Consider the following 15,823-nt stretch of genomic DNA (forward strand, 5'->3'; position numbering starts at 1 on the left):
GCCTCCTCGCCGAGGCTGCCACGCAGCTGCAGGGCTACCTCGCCGGACGTCGACGCGACTTCGCTCTCCCGTTCGCCGCGGCGGGTGACGAGTTCCAGCACCGCGTATGGGACATCGTCGCCGCGATCCCGTTCGGTGAGACGACGACTTACGGCGCGATTGCCGCGCAGCTCGGCGACACGTCGCTCGCGCACCGGGTCGGGCAGGCAGTGGGCGCGAACCCGCTGTGCATCTTCGTCCCCTGTCACCGGGTGGTCGGCGCGAACGGGAACCTCACCGGCTACGCCGGCGGGCTCGATCGCAAGCGGGCGCTGCTGGCCCTGGAGGAGCCGGCCCTCGTGACCGCGGGAAGATTGTTCTGACGCCGGATCTCACACGAGACCGGCGCGGAGCGTCTTCAATGGGATGGACATGAAACAGCCCTTCGAGGCCGTGGTCGCCGTCCACGGCGCGACCGTGCTCCGGGTGTGCCGGGCGATGCTCGGCGTGCACGACGCGGACGACGCCTGGTCCGAGACCTTCCTGGCCGCGATGCGTGCCTACCCCGACCTGCCAGACAGCGCGAACGTCGAGGCGTGGCTGGTCACCATCGCGCGTCGCAAGGCGGTCGACCAGCACCGGGCCGCGAAACGCAACCCGCTGCCTGTCGAGACCCTGCCCGAGGCACCGAGCGCGCTCGGCATCCCGGGGGCATCCGACACCGACCTGTGGGCCGCCGTGGGCCGGCTGCCGGAGAAGCAACGGCAGGCGATCACCTTCCGGTACCTCGTCGGGATGTCGCACGCGGAGATCGCCGGCATCCTCGGCGGAAGCGTCGACGCGGCACGCAGGGCCGCCGCAGACGGGCTGAACAACCTCAGAAAGAACTACCCGGGCGCCACCGTGAAAGGAGGACACTCGTGAACATCGACAGCGACGACGCCGGCGCCCTGGCCCGGCTGCACGCCCGCCTCGAGCAGGCTGCGCAGGCCGAGGGGCTCCTGGATGTCGCCTACACGACGGTCGATTCGCCGGTCGGGACGCTGCTCCTCGCCGCCACCCCGAAGGGCCTCATCCGGGTCGCATACACGAACGAGGACCACGACCGGGTGCTGCAGCACCTCGCAGAGAAGGTCAGCCCCCGCATCCTCCGATCCCCGCGACAGCTCGACACCGCGGCCCGCGAGCTGGACGAGTACTTCGACCACAAGCGGAAGGCGTTCGACCTCGACCTCGACCTGTCCCTGTCGCACGGGTTCCGGCAGGTGGTGCAACGTCACCTGCCCGAGATCGAGTACGGGCAGACCCGCTCGTACAAGCAGATGGCCGAGATGGTCGGCAACCCGAAGGCGGTGCGCGCGGTCGGCAGCGCGTGCGCGACCAACCCGCTGCCGGTGGTCGTGCCGTGCCACCGAGTGCTGCGCACCGACGGCACCCTCGGCGGATACATCGGCGGACTCGAAGCGAAGACCGTCCTGCTCGAGTTGGAGGCCGCAGCATGAACGCCCGGAGCGACACGGATCCATGGCGGGCCCGCGTCGTCCGAGCATGCGCGGTTCTGGCACATACCGTGTGACCGCAGCGCGCTGCTGTTCCTCTTCCGCTGAGCGTCCAGGAGTGCCACTCTTCCGTCAGGACATCGGGCGAGAGGACTGCGACCTATGAGCATCATGGATCCACCGTGGAGGACGGGCGTCAACGGAGCCGCCGCGGCGTCCGGCCCGGAGGGAGACGCGATCGCCCGCGCGGTCACCCGACTGAGCGACGCCGGTGCACGGGACACCCGGGAGATCGCGGGTAGTCCCGCCGTCGTCCACGCTGTGCGCTGGGCCTTCGAGATGGCAGAGGACCTCAATACGGATCCGCTTGGACGAGCGTTCCAGAGCTACTTCCTCGAGACGGTCGCTGGGCTGGCGATCACGCGAGTGGCCTCCGGGATGGAGCCACTCACCGAGGAGCAAGTGGCCGAGGTGCGCAATTCGCTCTGTGAAAAGCTCCGGGTCTTCGTTGAATCCCCGTGACGATCTGGGGATGCCGTGAGTACCGCGAAGGACGATGAGTCGGTCGAGCGGAGGATCGTTCGCTACGAATACGGCATCCAGCGATGTGCGTACATCGGTGCCGGTTACGGAGGTGTTTTCCTCCTCACAGGTTTCGCCGGTGACCGGGTGTGGAGCAACGCCTGGTGGTGGGTCGTGCCCGTCCTGGCGGTCGTCGTCTCGGTCGGCGTCTTCCTCCTGGGCTGGGCCTACCTCATGTACGCCTCGGCCCTTCGAAAGCTGCGCCTCACGCCCCCGCCGCTGAATGCCGGCCCATACCCAGGATCTCCGCAGGCGATGTACCTCACCGCACTCATGATCCTGGGCCTTGTCACCGTCGCCGTGATTGTGGCGACATGGGTTGTCCTTGCGCCGCACGGGACCCCGACGCCCCATCCCACGGGAGTTGCCCTGCTTCGCTGATTTCGCGGACCCGTTCGGGGCACGGTGTCCGCTCGGCGAGCACGCGCGCGGCCGCGTGCAGCCACCGCGCGGGGTGCGCGAGCGCAGCTGCACCGCCGCCGGCGAGATCCGTGAGCGACATGGATGCCGAGAACCGGCGCAGGTCGGCCTCGGGCGCGACCCGGCCGGCGACGAGTGCGACGGGCACGCCCGCCTCGGCCGCGAGCGCTGCGACGTGCGCGGGCGCCTTGCCTGTGGCGGACTGGCCGTCGTACGCCCCCTCCCCCGTGATGACGAGGGATGCCGACTCCACGGCCGTCGACAGGTCCACGAGCTGAGCGATCTCGACCGCGCCCGACACGGTGCGTCCGCCCCAGGCCTGCAGGGCGAACCCCGTTCCCCCCGCGGCGCCCGCACCCGGCGCGTGCGGGGAGCCGGCGGGGAGGAGCCGGGCGAAATGCGCCAGAGCGGCGTCGGCTGCCGCGATATCGGATGGCGGGAGACCCTTCTGCGGCCCGAACACGGCGGCCGCTCCCCCTGGTCCGAGCAACGGCGCGGTCACGTCGCACAGCACGAGCGCACCGCCCGGCGGGACGGGACGGAGCTGCTCGAGGTCCGCCCTCGCCACGTCGGCGAGTCCGCGCAGTCCGAGCGCGACCGGCCGGCCTGCGGCATCCGTGAAGCGTGCCCCGAGCGCCGTGAGCAGGCCGGATCCGCCGTCCGTCGAGGCGCTCGAGCCGATGCCGAGGATCAGGCGGGACACCCCGTGGTCGAGGGCCGCGGCGATCGCCTGCCCGAACCCGAGCGTGTGCGCATCCCACGGATGGCGGTCGTCGCCGAGCAGTTCGATCCCGCTCGTGGACGCCAGTTCGACGACGCCCGTGCCGTGGGGTGCATCGGCCGTCGGCGGGAGCAGGAGCCACGCGGCATCCCGCTCGCGGCCATCGGGTCCGGTGACGACGACGGGCATCCTGCGCGCCCCCTCGACGGCGGACGCGAATGCGTCCAGCGTGCCCTCGCCGCCGTCCGCCATAGGGCGCAGGACGATCCGCGCGTGCGGGTCGATCGAGCGCCATCCGTCGGCGAGCGCGGCACACGCGGCAGACGCCGTGATCGACCCTTTGAAGCCGTCCGGGGCCAGCACGACGGTGCGCGTCACGAGGTGCGCGCCGGGGTGGAGTCGCGCAGCACGACGTCGAGGTCGAACGTCGTGTCGTCCGGGTCCCAGTCGTCCGCGGTCGCTGCACGCAGCGTCTGGTAGCCGATCTGCTCGAGCGGAACGCGCACCGACGACAGCGGCGGCGTGAGGTCGGTGCAGGTCGGGATGTCGTCGAAACCCGTGACGGCGATGTCGGTGCCGATCACGCGTCCGGCCGCGCGGATCGCCGCCATCGCGCCGATCGCGATCACGTCGCTGATGCCGAAGACGACCGTTCCCGCGGCCACCCCGTCGGCGAGGGCATCCGCAGCGAGCCGTTCGCCGGATTCGCGGGACAGCTCTCCGCGCAGCACGCGTTCGACGCTGCCACCCGCGGCCGCGAAGCCCTCGGTGAAACCGGCGACGCGATCGTCCGAGGTGCGCACGCCCTCCGCCGCCGCGAGGATGACTGCGGACCGGTATCCGTGTGCGGCGAGCGCCGCACCGAGAGCGCGGGCCCCGCCCCGGTTGTCGATCGTGACGACGCGGACCCCCTCCGCTTGCGGCCCCAGCATGACGACCTGGGTTCCGACGCCCGCGATGGCATCCAGCTCGGCGCGCCATTCCGGCCGTTGCGACTCCTCGGCGCGGGATGCCGCCAGGATCATGCCCCGTGGGCGCTGTCCGCGCAGGGCATGGATGATGCGCTGTTCACGCGCGGCGTCGCGTTCGGTCACCGCGATCGTGACCACGAGTCCCTGCTCGTCCGCCCCGCGGGCGACACCGGCGGCGATCTGCCCGAAGTACGGGTCGGCGATGTCGCCGACGAGGAGCGCGATGATCCCGCTCGTGCCCCGTGCCGTCGCCTGGGCGGAGAGGTTCGCCGTGTAGCCGAGGCGGGCGGCGGCATCCGCGACACGCACCCGATACGACTCGGCGACCTTGCGCGCCGATCCGTTCAGCACGCGCGACGCCGTGGCCAGCGAGACGCCTGCTGCTTCGGCGACGTCGTTCAGAGTGGGGGCGGGCGTCGCCGGACGCGGCGCCATCGTCTCGGGCATCAGCGGAAGTCTACGGCCGGAGGTGCGCGGACACCGCGGCACCGAACCCGACCGCGGTGCGGCGAACGACCTCGGCCGGGTCGGACGCCCAGATCTGCTCGTTGAAGATCTCGACCTCGACGTCGCGGTCGTAGCCGGTGGCGAGCACCGCGCGGGTCATCGGGCCGAAGTCGATCACCCCGTCTCCCGGGTAGTGACGGCCGAGCAGCACGTCCGCGGGAAGCGGCGTCTTCCAGTCGCACACCTGGTACGTGGCGATGCGCCCGGCGCGCCCGGCGCGCTCGATCTGGGCGAGCACGTCCGGGTCCCACCAGATGTGGAACGTGTCGACGGTCACACCCACCACGGCCGGATCGAAGTCCGCGGCGATGTCGAGTGCCTGACCGAGTGTCGCGACGACGCACCGGTCGGAGGCGTACATGGGATGCAGGGGCTCGATCGCGAGCGTCACCCCGGCCGCGGCGGCATCCGGAGCCAGCTCGCCGATCGCGTCGCGCACCCGCTCGCGCGCACCGACGAGGTCGCGCGAGCCGTCGGGCAGCCCGCCGGCGACGAGCACGAGCACCGCGGTGGAGCCGTCCGCCCCTGCGGCCGCAAGGGTCGCGGCCTCCTCGATCGCGACCCGGTTGTCGTCGAGGGAGGCGCGCCGTGCGGGTCCCGCCGGGGCGGTGAAGAAGCCGCCGCGGCAGTGCGTGGTGAAGCGCAGCCCCGAATCCGCCAGCATCGACGCGGCGGTGGCGAGTCCGACCTGCTGGACGGGCTCGCGCCACAGCCCGATGGCCTGCACACCGGCGGCGGCGGTGACCTGCAGGGCGGTCGCGAGGTCGGCGTGCTTGATGGTCGCCTGGTTGATCGACAGGCGCGGGTCGGGGACGCTCATGCGTCGACTCCGTTCAGGGTGAGGAGGGCGTGCCAGCGGGATGCCGCGAGGTCGGGCCGCTCGAGGGCCCTGGCGGTGTTGGCGAGCTCGACGATGCGGGACAGATGCGGAAGGCTCCGCGCCGAGTGCAGACCGCCCACCATCTGGAACGCGGGCTGGTGGCCGTTGAGCCACGCCAGGAACGCGACGCCGGTCTTGTAGTAGAAGGTCGGCGCGGCGAAGACCTGCCGTGACAGCGGCTCGGTCGGGCCGAGGATGTCCAGGTACCGCTGCGGGTCGCCGGCATCCAGCGCTTGGATCGCGGCGGACGCGACAGGGGTGATCGCGGCGAACGCGCCGAGCAGGGCATCCGAGTGCTGACGGGACGATCCCGGGTCCCGCTGCGGCTGCACGGCATCCGGTACGTCCGCCCCGCCGATCAGTCCGACGTAGTTGAAGTCGTCGCCGGTGAACATGCGCACCTCCTCGGGCAGGCGCTCGCGCACGGCGACCTCGGAGTCCGCGTTCAGGAGGCTCATCTTGACGCCCGCGACCCTGCCCGGGTTCTCGTCGATGATGCGCAGGAGCGTCTCGGACGCCGCGCGCCAGTCGTCGGAGCCGAAGTAGCCCGCGAGCTGGGGGTCGAACGCCGTGCCGAGCCAGTGCAGGATGACCGGGGTGGTCGCCGACTGCAGCACGGATCCGTAGACCCGCACATAGTCGTCCGCAGAGCTGGCGGTGCGTGCGAGGTGGCGGGATGCCATGAGCACGGGACCCGCACCCTGCTCCTCGGTGAAGTGCAGCTGCTGCTTGTACGCGTCGACGACCTCGCCGATCGAGATCGACGGGGCGTCGACGTGGTCGGTGTTGACCCCGACCACGACCGAGCCGCCCTCTTCCCGGGCGACCTGGGCCGACCGGGCGATGAGTTCGCGCGTGGCCGCGGCATCCAGCCCCATGTTCCGCTGCGCCGTGTCCATGGCGTCTGCGACACCCAGGCCCCACGAGTACACGTTCCGCCGGAATGCGAGTGTCGAGTCCCAGTCGATGTCCGCCGGCTGTCCGGGGGTGTTGTCGGCCCACACCACCGGGACGACGTGTGCCGCCGCGTAGGCGACTCGGGACCGCAGCGGCGCCTGCGGCCTGGCATATCCGGAGCTCTCCACGAGATCCGTGCGGGTCACGACGCCGTCGGCGCCGAGGAGGGTCAGCGTGGTCACGGCGTCAGTCCAGGGTGAGAGCGGAGAGCTGGATCTTGCGGCCGTCGCGGCTGGACTGTAGGCCGGCCTCCGCCAGCTGCACCCCGCGCGCACCGGCGAGCAGATCGAACGGGTAGTCCGTGCCGAGGGCGTACGAGGTGAGGAACTCCTCCCACTGCTGCTTGAACCCGTTCTGGAACACGTCGTTCACAGGCACCTCGGCCCAGTCCGCGTCGTAGTCGTGCTCGTCGGCGAGGTCGGGGTTCCACACGGGCTTCGGCGTCGCGTTCCGATGCTGGATCTTCGCGCCGAACAGCCCCACCACCGCGGAGCCCTGGGTGCCGTCCACCTGGAACTCGACCAGCTCGTCGCGGTTCACCCGCACGGTCCAGGACGAATTGATCTCTGCGACCACGCCGTCGGCGAGCTCGAAGATGCCGTAAGCGGCATCCTCCGCCGTCGCCGTGTAGTGCTCACCGTGCTCGTCCCACCGGTCTGCCACGTGCACTGCGGCGTGTGCGTACACGCTGCGCACCTCGCCGAACAGGTTCTCCAGCACGTAGTTCCAGTGCGGGAACATGTCCGAGATGATGCCGCCGCCGTCTTCGGCGCGATAGTTCCAGCTCGGACGCTGCGCGGGCTGCCAGTCGCCCTCGAACACCCAGTAGCCGAACTCGCCGCGCACCGACAGGACGCGCCCGAAGAACCCGGAGTCGATGAGCCGCTTCAGCTTCTGCAGTCCGGGCAGATACAGCTTGTCGTGCACGACACCGGTCTTCACGCCCGCGGCCTTCGCCAGGCGGGCCAGTTCAAGGGCCTCCGCCACGCTTTCCGCGGTGGGCTTCTCGGTGTAGATCGTCTTGCCCGCGGCGATCGCCTTGCGCAGCGCCGCCGCGCGCGCCTTGGTGACGAGGAAGTCGGCGTAGATCTCCCAGCGCGGGTCGGCGAGCGCGGCATCCAGATCCGTCGTGTAGTCCTCGATGCCGTGACGCGCGGCGAGCTCGGCGAGTTTCGCCTCGCTGCGCCCGACGAGCAGCGGACGGACGGTGACCCGGGAGCCGTCGGGCAGCTCGATGCCGCCCTGGTCACGGATCGCCAGGATCGACCGCACGAGATGCTGCCTGTACCCCATGCGTCCGGAGACGCCGTTCATGATGATGCCCACCTCGCGGACGGGGACGGCGGGAGTGGTCTGCTCTGACATGCCTGGTTCCTTTTCGATCCATGTGCGGGAAAGCGCTTTCCTGAGTGTGACACAAGATCGCCGGCCTGACAACCCGCAGCGGAAGAAGCCGACCTCGGCGGCGCTGCACCCGATGGCGGTTCAGCGTGCCGCGCGGGGAGGGAGCCCCGCGCGGCACGTGACTAATCACCGCCGGCAGTGAGCGGAGCGGTCAGACCCACGAACGGCAACACGACCGGAGACTCCGAGGAGCCGAGGATCTCGTGCTGGGAGCGATCCTTCGGCGCGAAGATCTTCAGGATGTTGGGGTCAGAAGTGTCCGTGTCGTATGGCGACGTCGAACTGATCGAGCCTTTGCCGCCGCAGATCCGCCACTGACTCGCCCAGTCGGGAGTGCCGGGCAGTGTGCAGTCGATCACAGGCCGGATGTTGGAGACGCCTTCACTGTCGTCGGCCTCGGACATCATCGCCACGGCATAGGACGCCTTCGCCGCGTCTGCCCCGCCGAGAGCGGACTCGGGGAACGACAGCACGATCTGGTGTCGGCGCGGGGAGACGGTCAGCGTCACGGGGCTCACGAGATGGCCGTCGGGCGCATACAACCCGGTGCCGGATCCGCCGCCGACGCGTCGCCCGTTTCCGATGAGCAGGTAGTTCCACGCGTGCGCCGTATCGACATTGGTGCCCGCGAGCGCGGGGACCGGTGTCGCCGGTGATCCTCCCGGTGCCGCCGGAAGGCTGATGTAAGCATGCAGAAGCTGCACACTCATGCCGTTTCCGACCCAGGGATTCGTGATCGGCCCGGACACCGTCGTCACGACGTTGAGCGTGCCGTGATCGCGGAAGACATCGAAATTCGTCATGTCGAACGCACCCGCGGGAAACGCGGACGCCTGCGGATACACGTACGTGCCGGGACCGTCATCGCCACCGGCGGGAGCACTCAGCGAACCGAGCAGGTCGCCGTAGCCGGCTGTCCGCCCGCAGTCGGAGGAGTGGCGAGTGGGAATCGTGACCGGTTCTCCCGCCTTCGCGCGGACATCTCCGCTCGGCGCATGGACGGTGAAACCCTTGCCTCCGGTGACCGTGATCGTCGTGGTGTCGGCACCGATCCTCACCGTGTAGGTCGCACCGTGGTACTTCAGCCCCGTCAGAGCGAGACCGGACACCTGCGGAGGGAGGATCGGAGCGAGCTCGATCCCGTCCTGCTGCATCCTGAGGCCCGTGTAGCCGTAGTAGAACTCCTGCAGGAAGCCACCCGCCCCGGTTGTGAAGGTGAACGCACCCCCGCCGCTCTCTTCGGAGAACTGATCGAACGGAGCACGCATGAACGGTTCCACGCTTCGCGTCGTGTAGTCCCCCGCATCGCAGGCGCGACCAAGCTGCGCCGAGACGATCGAGTGCATGGCGTCGGTCATCGACGGGCCGCCACTCGAGGTCACCTTCGCCGCGTAGTACGCCAGGTTGCGAGCGGTCAGTTCGTCGCTCTGCGGGTTCTCCCAGGGGTAGGTGAGCATCACGACATCCGCCTGTTTGATCGTCGCCCCGGCGTACCCCTCGTATTCCGAGGTGACTCCGTACGTCGGATCCGACGGGACGTACATGCGGTCGGGCATGGGGGTCCACGACGAGGCGGCCGATCGGTGGAGCACCTGGGCCGCATCGGCCGCGAAGCGCATCGTCTGCGCCGCCGCGACGTTCGTATAGGCGGAGTCGTCGTGCGCCCCCGCCCATTCGTCCGGAGAGGTCACGTTCTCGATGTGGTACATGCCGTCAGCGCCCAGCTGTGCTCTGCTCGCCCAGAAGTCCGCGGCACCGCTGATGACCGGCCATCCACTCGACGCCAGCCACTTACGGTCGCCCGTCGCGAGGTAGTACTGCCAGAAGGCGAGAGCCACGTCGGCCGTGATGTGCTGCTCCGTCTGCCCGAACAGCGTGGCGGTCGTCTGCTCCTTTCCGTCCTGCGCTCCCTCCCAGGGGAAGCGGATGCCTGCATTGCCACCCGCGGCGGCGTTCGCGGCCGCATCGGCAAGACGGTCGCTCCGGTACTTCAAGACCGATGCGGCGATGGCGGGATCCTGAGCGACCAGCGACGGCCACATCCAGGTCTCGGTGTCCCAGAAGGTGTGCCCGCCGTATCCGTCCGACGACAGGCCGGCCGGCGACGGAGACAGTGCCCGAGTGGCGCTCGTGCTTGCCAGCAGGTAGAACCGACTGGCGCGCACCTGCTGCTGGAGCGCGTTGTTACCGGACACGCGGATGTCACCGTCCCACAGCTTCGCCCAGGAACGGTCGCTCTCCGCACGAACCCTGCCGTATCCCAGTGCGGCGCCCGACGCCGAGCTCGCCGCTGCCAGGGCGGCGGTGTCCGTGCCGTCCTGCGTCGTCGCAAGCCCGACGTATTTGACGAACTCGTACGTCTGGCCCGCCCGCACGTGCGCGGTGAGCTGCTGCGCCACCGAGTCCGAGGGAAGACCCGCCGGTGAAGCGGCCGAGCGCTCACCCGGCCCGCGCAGGGTCGAGGCGTACGAAGCGGTCATGGCAGACCCCTTCGCGACCGCGTCGAGACCGATCGAGCCGATCGCGGGGTCGCGGTGCGCGACCGTGTGGTCGATGAGGCTCTCGGCACGGGTGTCCAGCACGTCGGTGACCGTGAGATCTCCGCTCCACCGCGGTGTGACCCTCACCCTGACGAGACCTCGACGATCCGAGGCCCGATCGGTGAGCACCGTGTAGTCGACATCGCTCACGCGGCCTTGAGGAGACGTCCATCGAGCCGAGGTGACGATGGCCCCGGTGGCCAGGTCGAGCGTCTGGCGGTAGTCCGCGAGGCCGTGGTCGGCCATGGTCGGCGTCGCGTCCGTCGTGGGGATGTCCGCCCCGGTCTTGACGAAGGCGAGTTCATCCAGGTTGACCCGGCAGTCGTCCCCGGAGGCGCAGCCGACGTCGACCGTCGCGCGATCACTGGTGAACGTGACGGGGAGTCGTGCTTCCATCCACGTGTCCCAGTCGTTGCCCGGCGACGGCGGAAGGGTGAGCTTGTGCGGGCTCCCGTCGACGGTGACCGTGATCGAGCGGTCCGCGTGCGTCCCGTCACCCGGATCGCCCGCCGCGTAGCGCAGCACGAGATCATAGGTCGTTCCGGTGACCCCTCCGGTGGCGGTGAAGTCCCCGGACGCCGCCGGCGAGTTCCAGCCCTGGACGAAGCCGGATCCTCGGTATCCGCTGTGGTCGGTGGCGACCGACGGGCCACCGCTGAGAGCGGCATCCTCCAGCTGGCAGGCATGCCCCACCACGCACGGCGTGTCGAAGGCCTGGTCGAACGTCCCGGATCCGTCGGACACGGTGAGGCCGGTCCATGCGGGCCCCGATGCGCGGGCCTCGTTGGGCAGTCCGCTCGCGTAGAAGCCGCCGATCTCGAATTGCGTGGGCACGTCCCGAGAGCTGTAGCCCTGACCGCTCGCCGGCACACGCGCCGCGAAGTACCCGTTGCCGGTGAAGGTCGGGTTGTAATCGGCTCCGAACGGATCGGTCGCGGTGAGCTCCCACGCCGATCGCGACGAGCTGCCGGCATCCGCCGTGGCGGGTGTCGCCATCGCGGATGCGGCGGGAGCTCCCCCCGGCGCGACGACGACGAGTCCGGTGACCGCGGTGAGAACAGCCGTCACGATGGCCAGGCCACGAGACCGGGTGTTCGTGTGCTTCACGTTCCGCATGGCGCTCACTCCGTTCCTTCGGCCGCGGCGAGGTCGACGTAGGGCGCCACGACCGCATCCTGACCGAGGCGCATGATCTCGGCCTGCGAACCGGTCCCCGAGATGATGTCGATCGCGTTCGAATCCGACGTGTCGGTGTCACGGGCATCCACAGCATCCGTCCAGTCCCCCGCGCCGCCGCCGAAACGGTACTGCTGCACGAATGACGGGCAGCCGTCGTTCCCCTGCCAGCAGGTGGAACTGTAGACGGGGCGCACGTTCCCGATGCCCTCGCCGTCCTCCGCGTCGCTGAACATGGAGACCTGATAGGCGGCGTGCGCGAGATCGGTATCGCCGAATGCCGCGGCCGGGATGGATGCGACGATGGTGTGCGGCTGGATGACCTGCAGGGTCGCGCCTGCCACCCGACTGAGGTCGGCACCGTAGAGACCGGTGCTGAAGCGCGCGTCGTCATATCGCCCGTCTGCGACGACCGCGTACTTCCACGCGCCCGCCGCCGATGTGTCGGTTCCCGGCAGCAGCGGCGTCGTCGCGGTGGAGTCGCCGTCGCGCACATAGATGTTCACGCGCTGCGTGCTCATCCCGTTTCCGCCCCACGGGTTGCCGATCTGTCCGGCCGTGGTGGTGACGAAGCGAATGGTGTCGCCGTCACGGTAGACGTGGAATCCGGTCAGATCCAGGCTTCCCGCATTGAACGCACTGTCGGTCGGGTACGTGTACGAGCCCGGCCCGTTGTCATCGCCGGTCGGGTCGGCGATGCTGCCGAGTTCCGTTCCGAGCGCGTAGACGGTGCGCCGGACGACGTTCATCACCCCGCGATCCGACGTCGCCGTGACCACGATCTTGTTGCTGATCGAGGGCAGGTGGATCGTGGCGTCGAATGCTCCGTCGGAGATCGGGATGTCCACGCTCGTCCCGTTGATCGCGACGCTGAGCGTCTTCGCGTTCGTCGTGCCCGAGAACTGGACGTCTCGCGAGGGCGAGGTCGACCCGTCGGCAAGGCCGTCGACGGACAGGGTCGGAGTCGGCCCGGTCGGCTGCCCGGTCGCGGTCGCGTCCCAGTCATCCCACGTGTCGGCGTCGAAGTCGAGCCTGCCGAGCTCGTCCGATGCCCAGTTGTTCCCCGCCTTCAGAATCGGGACGCCTCCGACGGTGTAGTCGTGCAGGAGGAGTCCGCTGTGGTCGGTGGTCTGGTCGCCGATCGTGACCTTGGCGCCCGACGCGTCCGTGTAGCGCTTGAGAAGACTCGCCTGCGAATCCGAGTCCAGCCCGTTCCACGCATCCACGCTGAACCCGTCGATGACGATGTTCTGCATGTTCGAGAGTGCGAAGATGCGGATGCCGCAGTTCACCGCTCCCTCGACGCGCGTGTTGGTGAAGGTCATGTTCTTGACGGTCGTCGTGGGATCGGCCGTGTCGGTGGCCCCCATGTCCTGCCAGTCGGACGACGAGTTGAACACGCAGGTGTTGTATTTGACGTCCTTCCAGTACATGCGGTTGTGGATGACATCGGTGTTGTCCACGTGAACGTCGTCGATGTCGCGCGGGACCCATCCCCACTGGATGACGGGGCCGTTCTCGTTCTTCCAGATGACGGTGTTCTTGACGGTCACGTCGCTGTGGTACATCTTCAGCACGTCGTCGTTGGAGTGGAAGAAGGTGTTGCTCATCGTGCTGCCCGAGTACAGCTCGATGCCGTCGGTCTGCCAGTACCAGCTGCCGACCTGCTTGTAGTCGGAGACGTTCATGTGGAACGCATCGACCGGAATCTCCGTGTCGCCGTCATGGGCGTACACCACGAACGAGTGGTAGGGCGGGTTGGCGACGGTCAGACCCTGCAGATCGAGCGTCTGCCCGGTGTTGGATGACTCGAACTGCAGCATCTTCACGCACGTGACGTGGCACTCATCCTGGACGGTGTGCTTGTATCCGTTCGCCGTGTCCGGCTCGTACACGTACTGCTCCCCGGAGAGCACCCCGAGCCCGGTCACCTTGTAGTGGCTCTGCGTGTCGTGCAGGAATCGGAAGGCGCCCTTCACGTAGGCGCCGGGCGCCAGGTAGACCCACTTCACGCTGGCTGGAAGGACGGCGTGATAATCAGCACCCATGTAGTAGGTGCCCGGCCCGAAGAAGATGATGTCCTGTTTGATCGAGTCGAGGTTGTTCACGAGCCCGGGCTCGGGTCGATAGATCGACCCGTCGCGCTCGGTCGGGATGGTATCGGCACCGGGCGTCGGGTTCGCGAAGATCAGCATGGAATTCTTCGGCTCGGTATCGACGGCGCGATTGCCCGTGGGGTCGGTGGTGAGCTGCCCACTGGTCGAGCTCATGTCGTTGTAGGCCGTCATCAGCTGCGGCTGGAATTCGACGGAGAACCGGTAGCCGGTGGTTTTGTAGGGCACGCGGATCCGGATCGTCGACGAGTTGACCAGCACCTTCTTGAACCCGAGGTTGTTGGGACGGATCGTGACCTGATCAGCGGAGGTGATCGGTTGGTGTGTCTTGAGCTTCACGTCGACCCAGACGTCCGTCGAGTACTGGAAGCTCGACCAGCTCATGCTCAGCCCCGCCGACGACGAGAATTCGGCACCGTCCTGGTCGGTGTAGCCCACCTTGCCGTTCCCGTTGCGCGGAATGCTCATGTACGCGAACGAGTCGTAGAACCGGGAGGGGTGCGAGGTCGTCGCGACCTGCACGCCGTAGTACGGGGACTGGCGCACCTTGTCGGCGGCCACCGCGCCGCTCGCGGCCGGTTCCGCGCCATCCTGCCACCACGTGGTCAGCAGGGGTGTGTGGACGGTGGTGATGAGCCGTGGGTGGCCTGGCTGATGGCCGGGCGGGGATGCGTGCGCGGCTTGCGTGCCGGCGCTCACCACCAGCAGCGAGAGAGAGATGGTCGCCACCGCACGTGCGATGCTCCGAAGAGTGGGAGACATGGCCGTCCTTCTGTGTTGGATCGGGGAATTCCCGGACGATCCCCAGTGGGGATCCGTTCACGTCGTTGTGTGGACACATGGTGTCTGCAGATCGAAGATCGCAGTGCGATCCTGAGCAGGGCGTTAATAGTTCTACGACAGAAGTAATTGACTTGTCAAGCCTCGTTTTCAGACGCTTGAGCCCAGGAGTTCGGTTCAGTGTGGAAAGATTGTGGGCGTGCCGACTCCTCAAACCTGGGCATCGGAGATCTCGCTCCCGGTCGCGCTCGAAGTCCTCCGTAGAGGGCCGATCTCACGGTCCGAGATCGCCCAACGGCTCCAGCTCTCCCCTGGCTCGTTGACACGACTGAGCGCCGCACTTGTCGATCGTGGAGTCCTCCTCGAAGTCGGCGAGCACAACGACGGGCGCGTCGGTCGTCCGCGGCGTCTGCTGGACGTCCGTGCCGACGCGCAGCATTTCATCGGCATGAAGCTCCGCGAGAGTGAAGCCATCGCCGCCCTCACCAACCTGCGCGGTGAGGTGCTGGCCAGCGGCGAATGGCCGCTCGCCGACCGGTCGCCGGATGCCGTTGTCGGCGTCATTGCGCAGATCGTCGACGAGCTCCGAGGAGGTCGTCGCGTACACGGCATCGGCGTCGGAATCGGCGGAATCGTGCAATCCCGGTCACGTGTCAGCAACGCCCCGTTCCTCGGCTGGAGCGACCTGCCCCTGGCGCAGATGATCACCGAGCACACCGGAATCGACGCCATCATCGACAACGACGTCGCCGCATTCACCGAGTACGAACGGTGGTTCGGCGACGGCAGAGACACCGACCGGTTCGCGGTCGTGACGCTCGGGGCGGGCACCGGCTTCGGCTTGGTCGCGAACGGTGGCCTCGTCGTCAACGACGACTACGGAATCGGTCTCATCGGACACTGGCCGCTTGACCCGTCCGGGCCGCTCTGCCCGCGGGGCCACCGCGGCTGCGCCACGAGCATCCTCAACTCCGACGCGATCGCGCGCCACGTCTCGCAGGCACTTGATCGGCGGGTCGATTACGAACAGGCCCTCGAACTCGCGGCGTCCGGACAGCCCGCGGCACTCCGCGTCTTCACGGATGCGGCACGAGGTGTCGGCCGCATCCTCGCTGCGATCTGCAACCTGACGCTCCCGGAACGCATCATCATCGGCGGTGAGGGAGTCGGCATCGCCCGTGTCGCCAACGCCGAGATGATCGCCGCTCTGCGGGCAGACCGCGACCCGCGAGCGACGACCCCTCCGATCATCATCTCCCAGGGAGACAACGTCGAGTGGTCGCGGGGCGCAGC

At 68.7% G+C, this 15,823-nt stretch carries 12 protein-coding genes; 5 read left to right on the forward strand and 7 right to left on the reverse strand.

What is annotated here, in order from left to right; all coding sequences use genetic code 11:
* From VJR25_RS02555 to VJR25_RS02570, 4 genes are all read left to right on the forward strand, one after another.
* On the forward strand, window positions 1–362 hold a 362-nt coding region (locus VJR25_RS02555), incomplete at its 5' end, for a methylated-DNA--[protein]-cysteine S-methyltransferase (RefSeq protein WP_324112205.1).
* Window positions 363–411: 49 nt separating this feature from the next.
* Complete coding sequence (locus VJR25_RS02560; protein WP_324112207.1) at window positions 412–903, forward strand: sigma-70 family RNA polymerase sigma factor; 492 nt, start codon at window positions 412–414, stop codon at window positions 901–903.
* Window positions 900–1,481, forward strand: coding sequence for a methylated-DNA--[protein]-cysteine S-methyltransferase (locus tag VJR25_RS02565; RefSeq protein WP_414683708.1), 582 nt, complete (start codon window positions 900–902; stop codon window positions 1,479–1,481). The genes VJR25_RS02560 and VJR25_RS02565 overlap by 4 nt, the downstream gene beginning before the upstream one ends.
* 159 nt (window positions 1,482–1,640) lie before the next feature.
* Window positions 1,641–2,000 (forward strand): hypothetical protein, encoded by a 360-nt coding sequence (locus VJR25_RS02570; protein ID WP_324112209.1) that lies wholly within the window; start codon window positions 1,641–1,643, stop codon window positions 1,998–2,000.
* 349 nt (window positions 2,001–2,349) lie between these two features.
* On the opposite strand, the gene VJR25_RS02575 is transcribed toward VJR25_RS02570, so the two are convergent.
* From VJR25_RS02575 to VJR25_RS02605, 7 genes are all read right to left on the reverse strand, one after another.
* Entirely contained in the window at window positions 2,350–3,579 is a 1,230-nt protein-coding gene (locus tag VJR25_RS02575; protein ID WP_324112211.1) for a glycerate kinase, read from the reverse strand.
* A complete protein-coding gene (locus VJR25_RS02580; protein ID WP_324112213.1) occupies window positions 3,576–4,619 on the reverse strand; it encodes a LacI family DNA-binding transcriptional regulator in 1,044 nt (347 codons plus the stop codon). The genes VJR25_RS02575 and VJR25_RS02580 overlap by 4 nt, the downstream gene beginning before the upstream one ends.
* A gap of 10 nt (window positions 4,620–4,629) precedes the next feature.
* The gene (locus tag VJR25_RS02585; protein WP_324112215.1) at window positions 4,630–5,499 is read right to left on the reverse strand and encodes a sugar phosphate isomerase/epimerase family protein; all 870 of its coding nucleotides are present in this window, start codon (window positions 5,497–5,499) and stop codon (window positions 4,630–4,632) included.
* Window positions 5,496–6,698 (reverse strand): dihydrodipicolinate synthase family protein, encoded by a 1,203-nt coding sequence (locus VJR25_RS02590; RefSeq protein ID WP_324112217.1) that lies wholly within the window; start codon window positions 6,696–6,698, stop codon window positions 5,496–5,498. The genes VJR25_RS02585 and VJR25_RS02590 overlap by 4 nt, the downstream gene beginning before the upstream one ends.
* 4 nt (window positions 6,699–6,702) lie before the next feature.
* Entirely contained in the window at window positions 6,703–7,881 is a 1,179-nt protein-coding gene (locus VJR25_RS02595; protein WP_324112219.1) for a Gfo/Idh/MocA family oxidoreductase, read from the reverse strand.
* Window positions 7,882–8,042: 161 nt separating this feature from the next.
* On the reverse strand, window positions 8,043–11,576 hold the full coding sequence (locus VJR25_RS02600; RefSeq protein WP_324112227.1) for a glucodextranase DOMON-like domain-containing protein: 3,534 nt from the start codon (window positions 11,574–11,576) through the stop codon (window positions 8,043–8,045).
* Between the two features lie 5 nt (window positions 11,577–11,581).
* Window positions 11,582–14,479: a glucodextranase DOMON-like domain-containing protein gene (locus VJR25_RS02605; protein ID WP_324112221.1), complete on the reverse strand. Its 2,898-nt coding sequence runs from the start codon at window positions 14,477–14,479 to the stop codon at window positions 11,582–11,584.
* A 370-nt stretch (window positions 14,480–14,849) separates the two neighbouring features.
* Here VJR25_RS02605 and VJR25_RS02610 point away from each other — a divergent pair.
* Window positions 14,850–15,823 (forward strand): ROK family protein (locus VJR25_RS02610; protein WP_324112223.1); only part of this gene is annotated, 974 nt, incomplete at its 3' end.

The sequence above is a fragment of the Microbacterium sp. genome (genome assembly GCF_035277845.1).
Classification (GTDB): Bacteria; Actinomycetota; Actinomycetes; order Actinomycetales; family Microbacteriaceae; genus Microbacterium.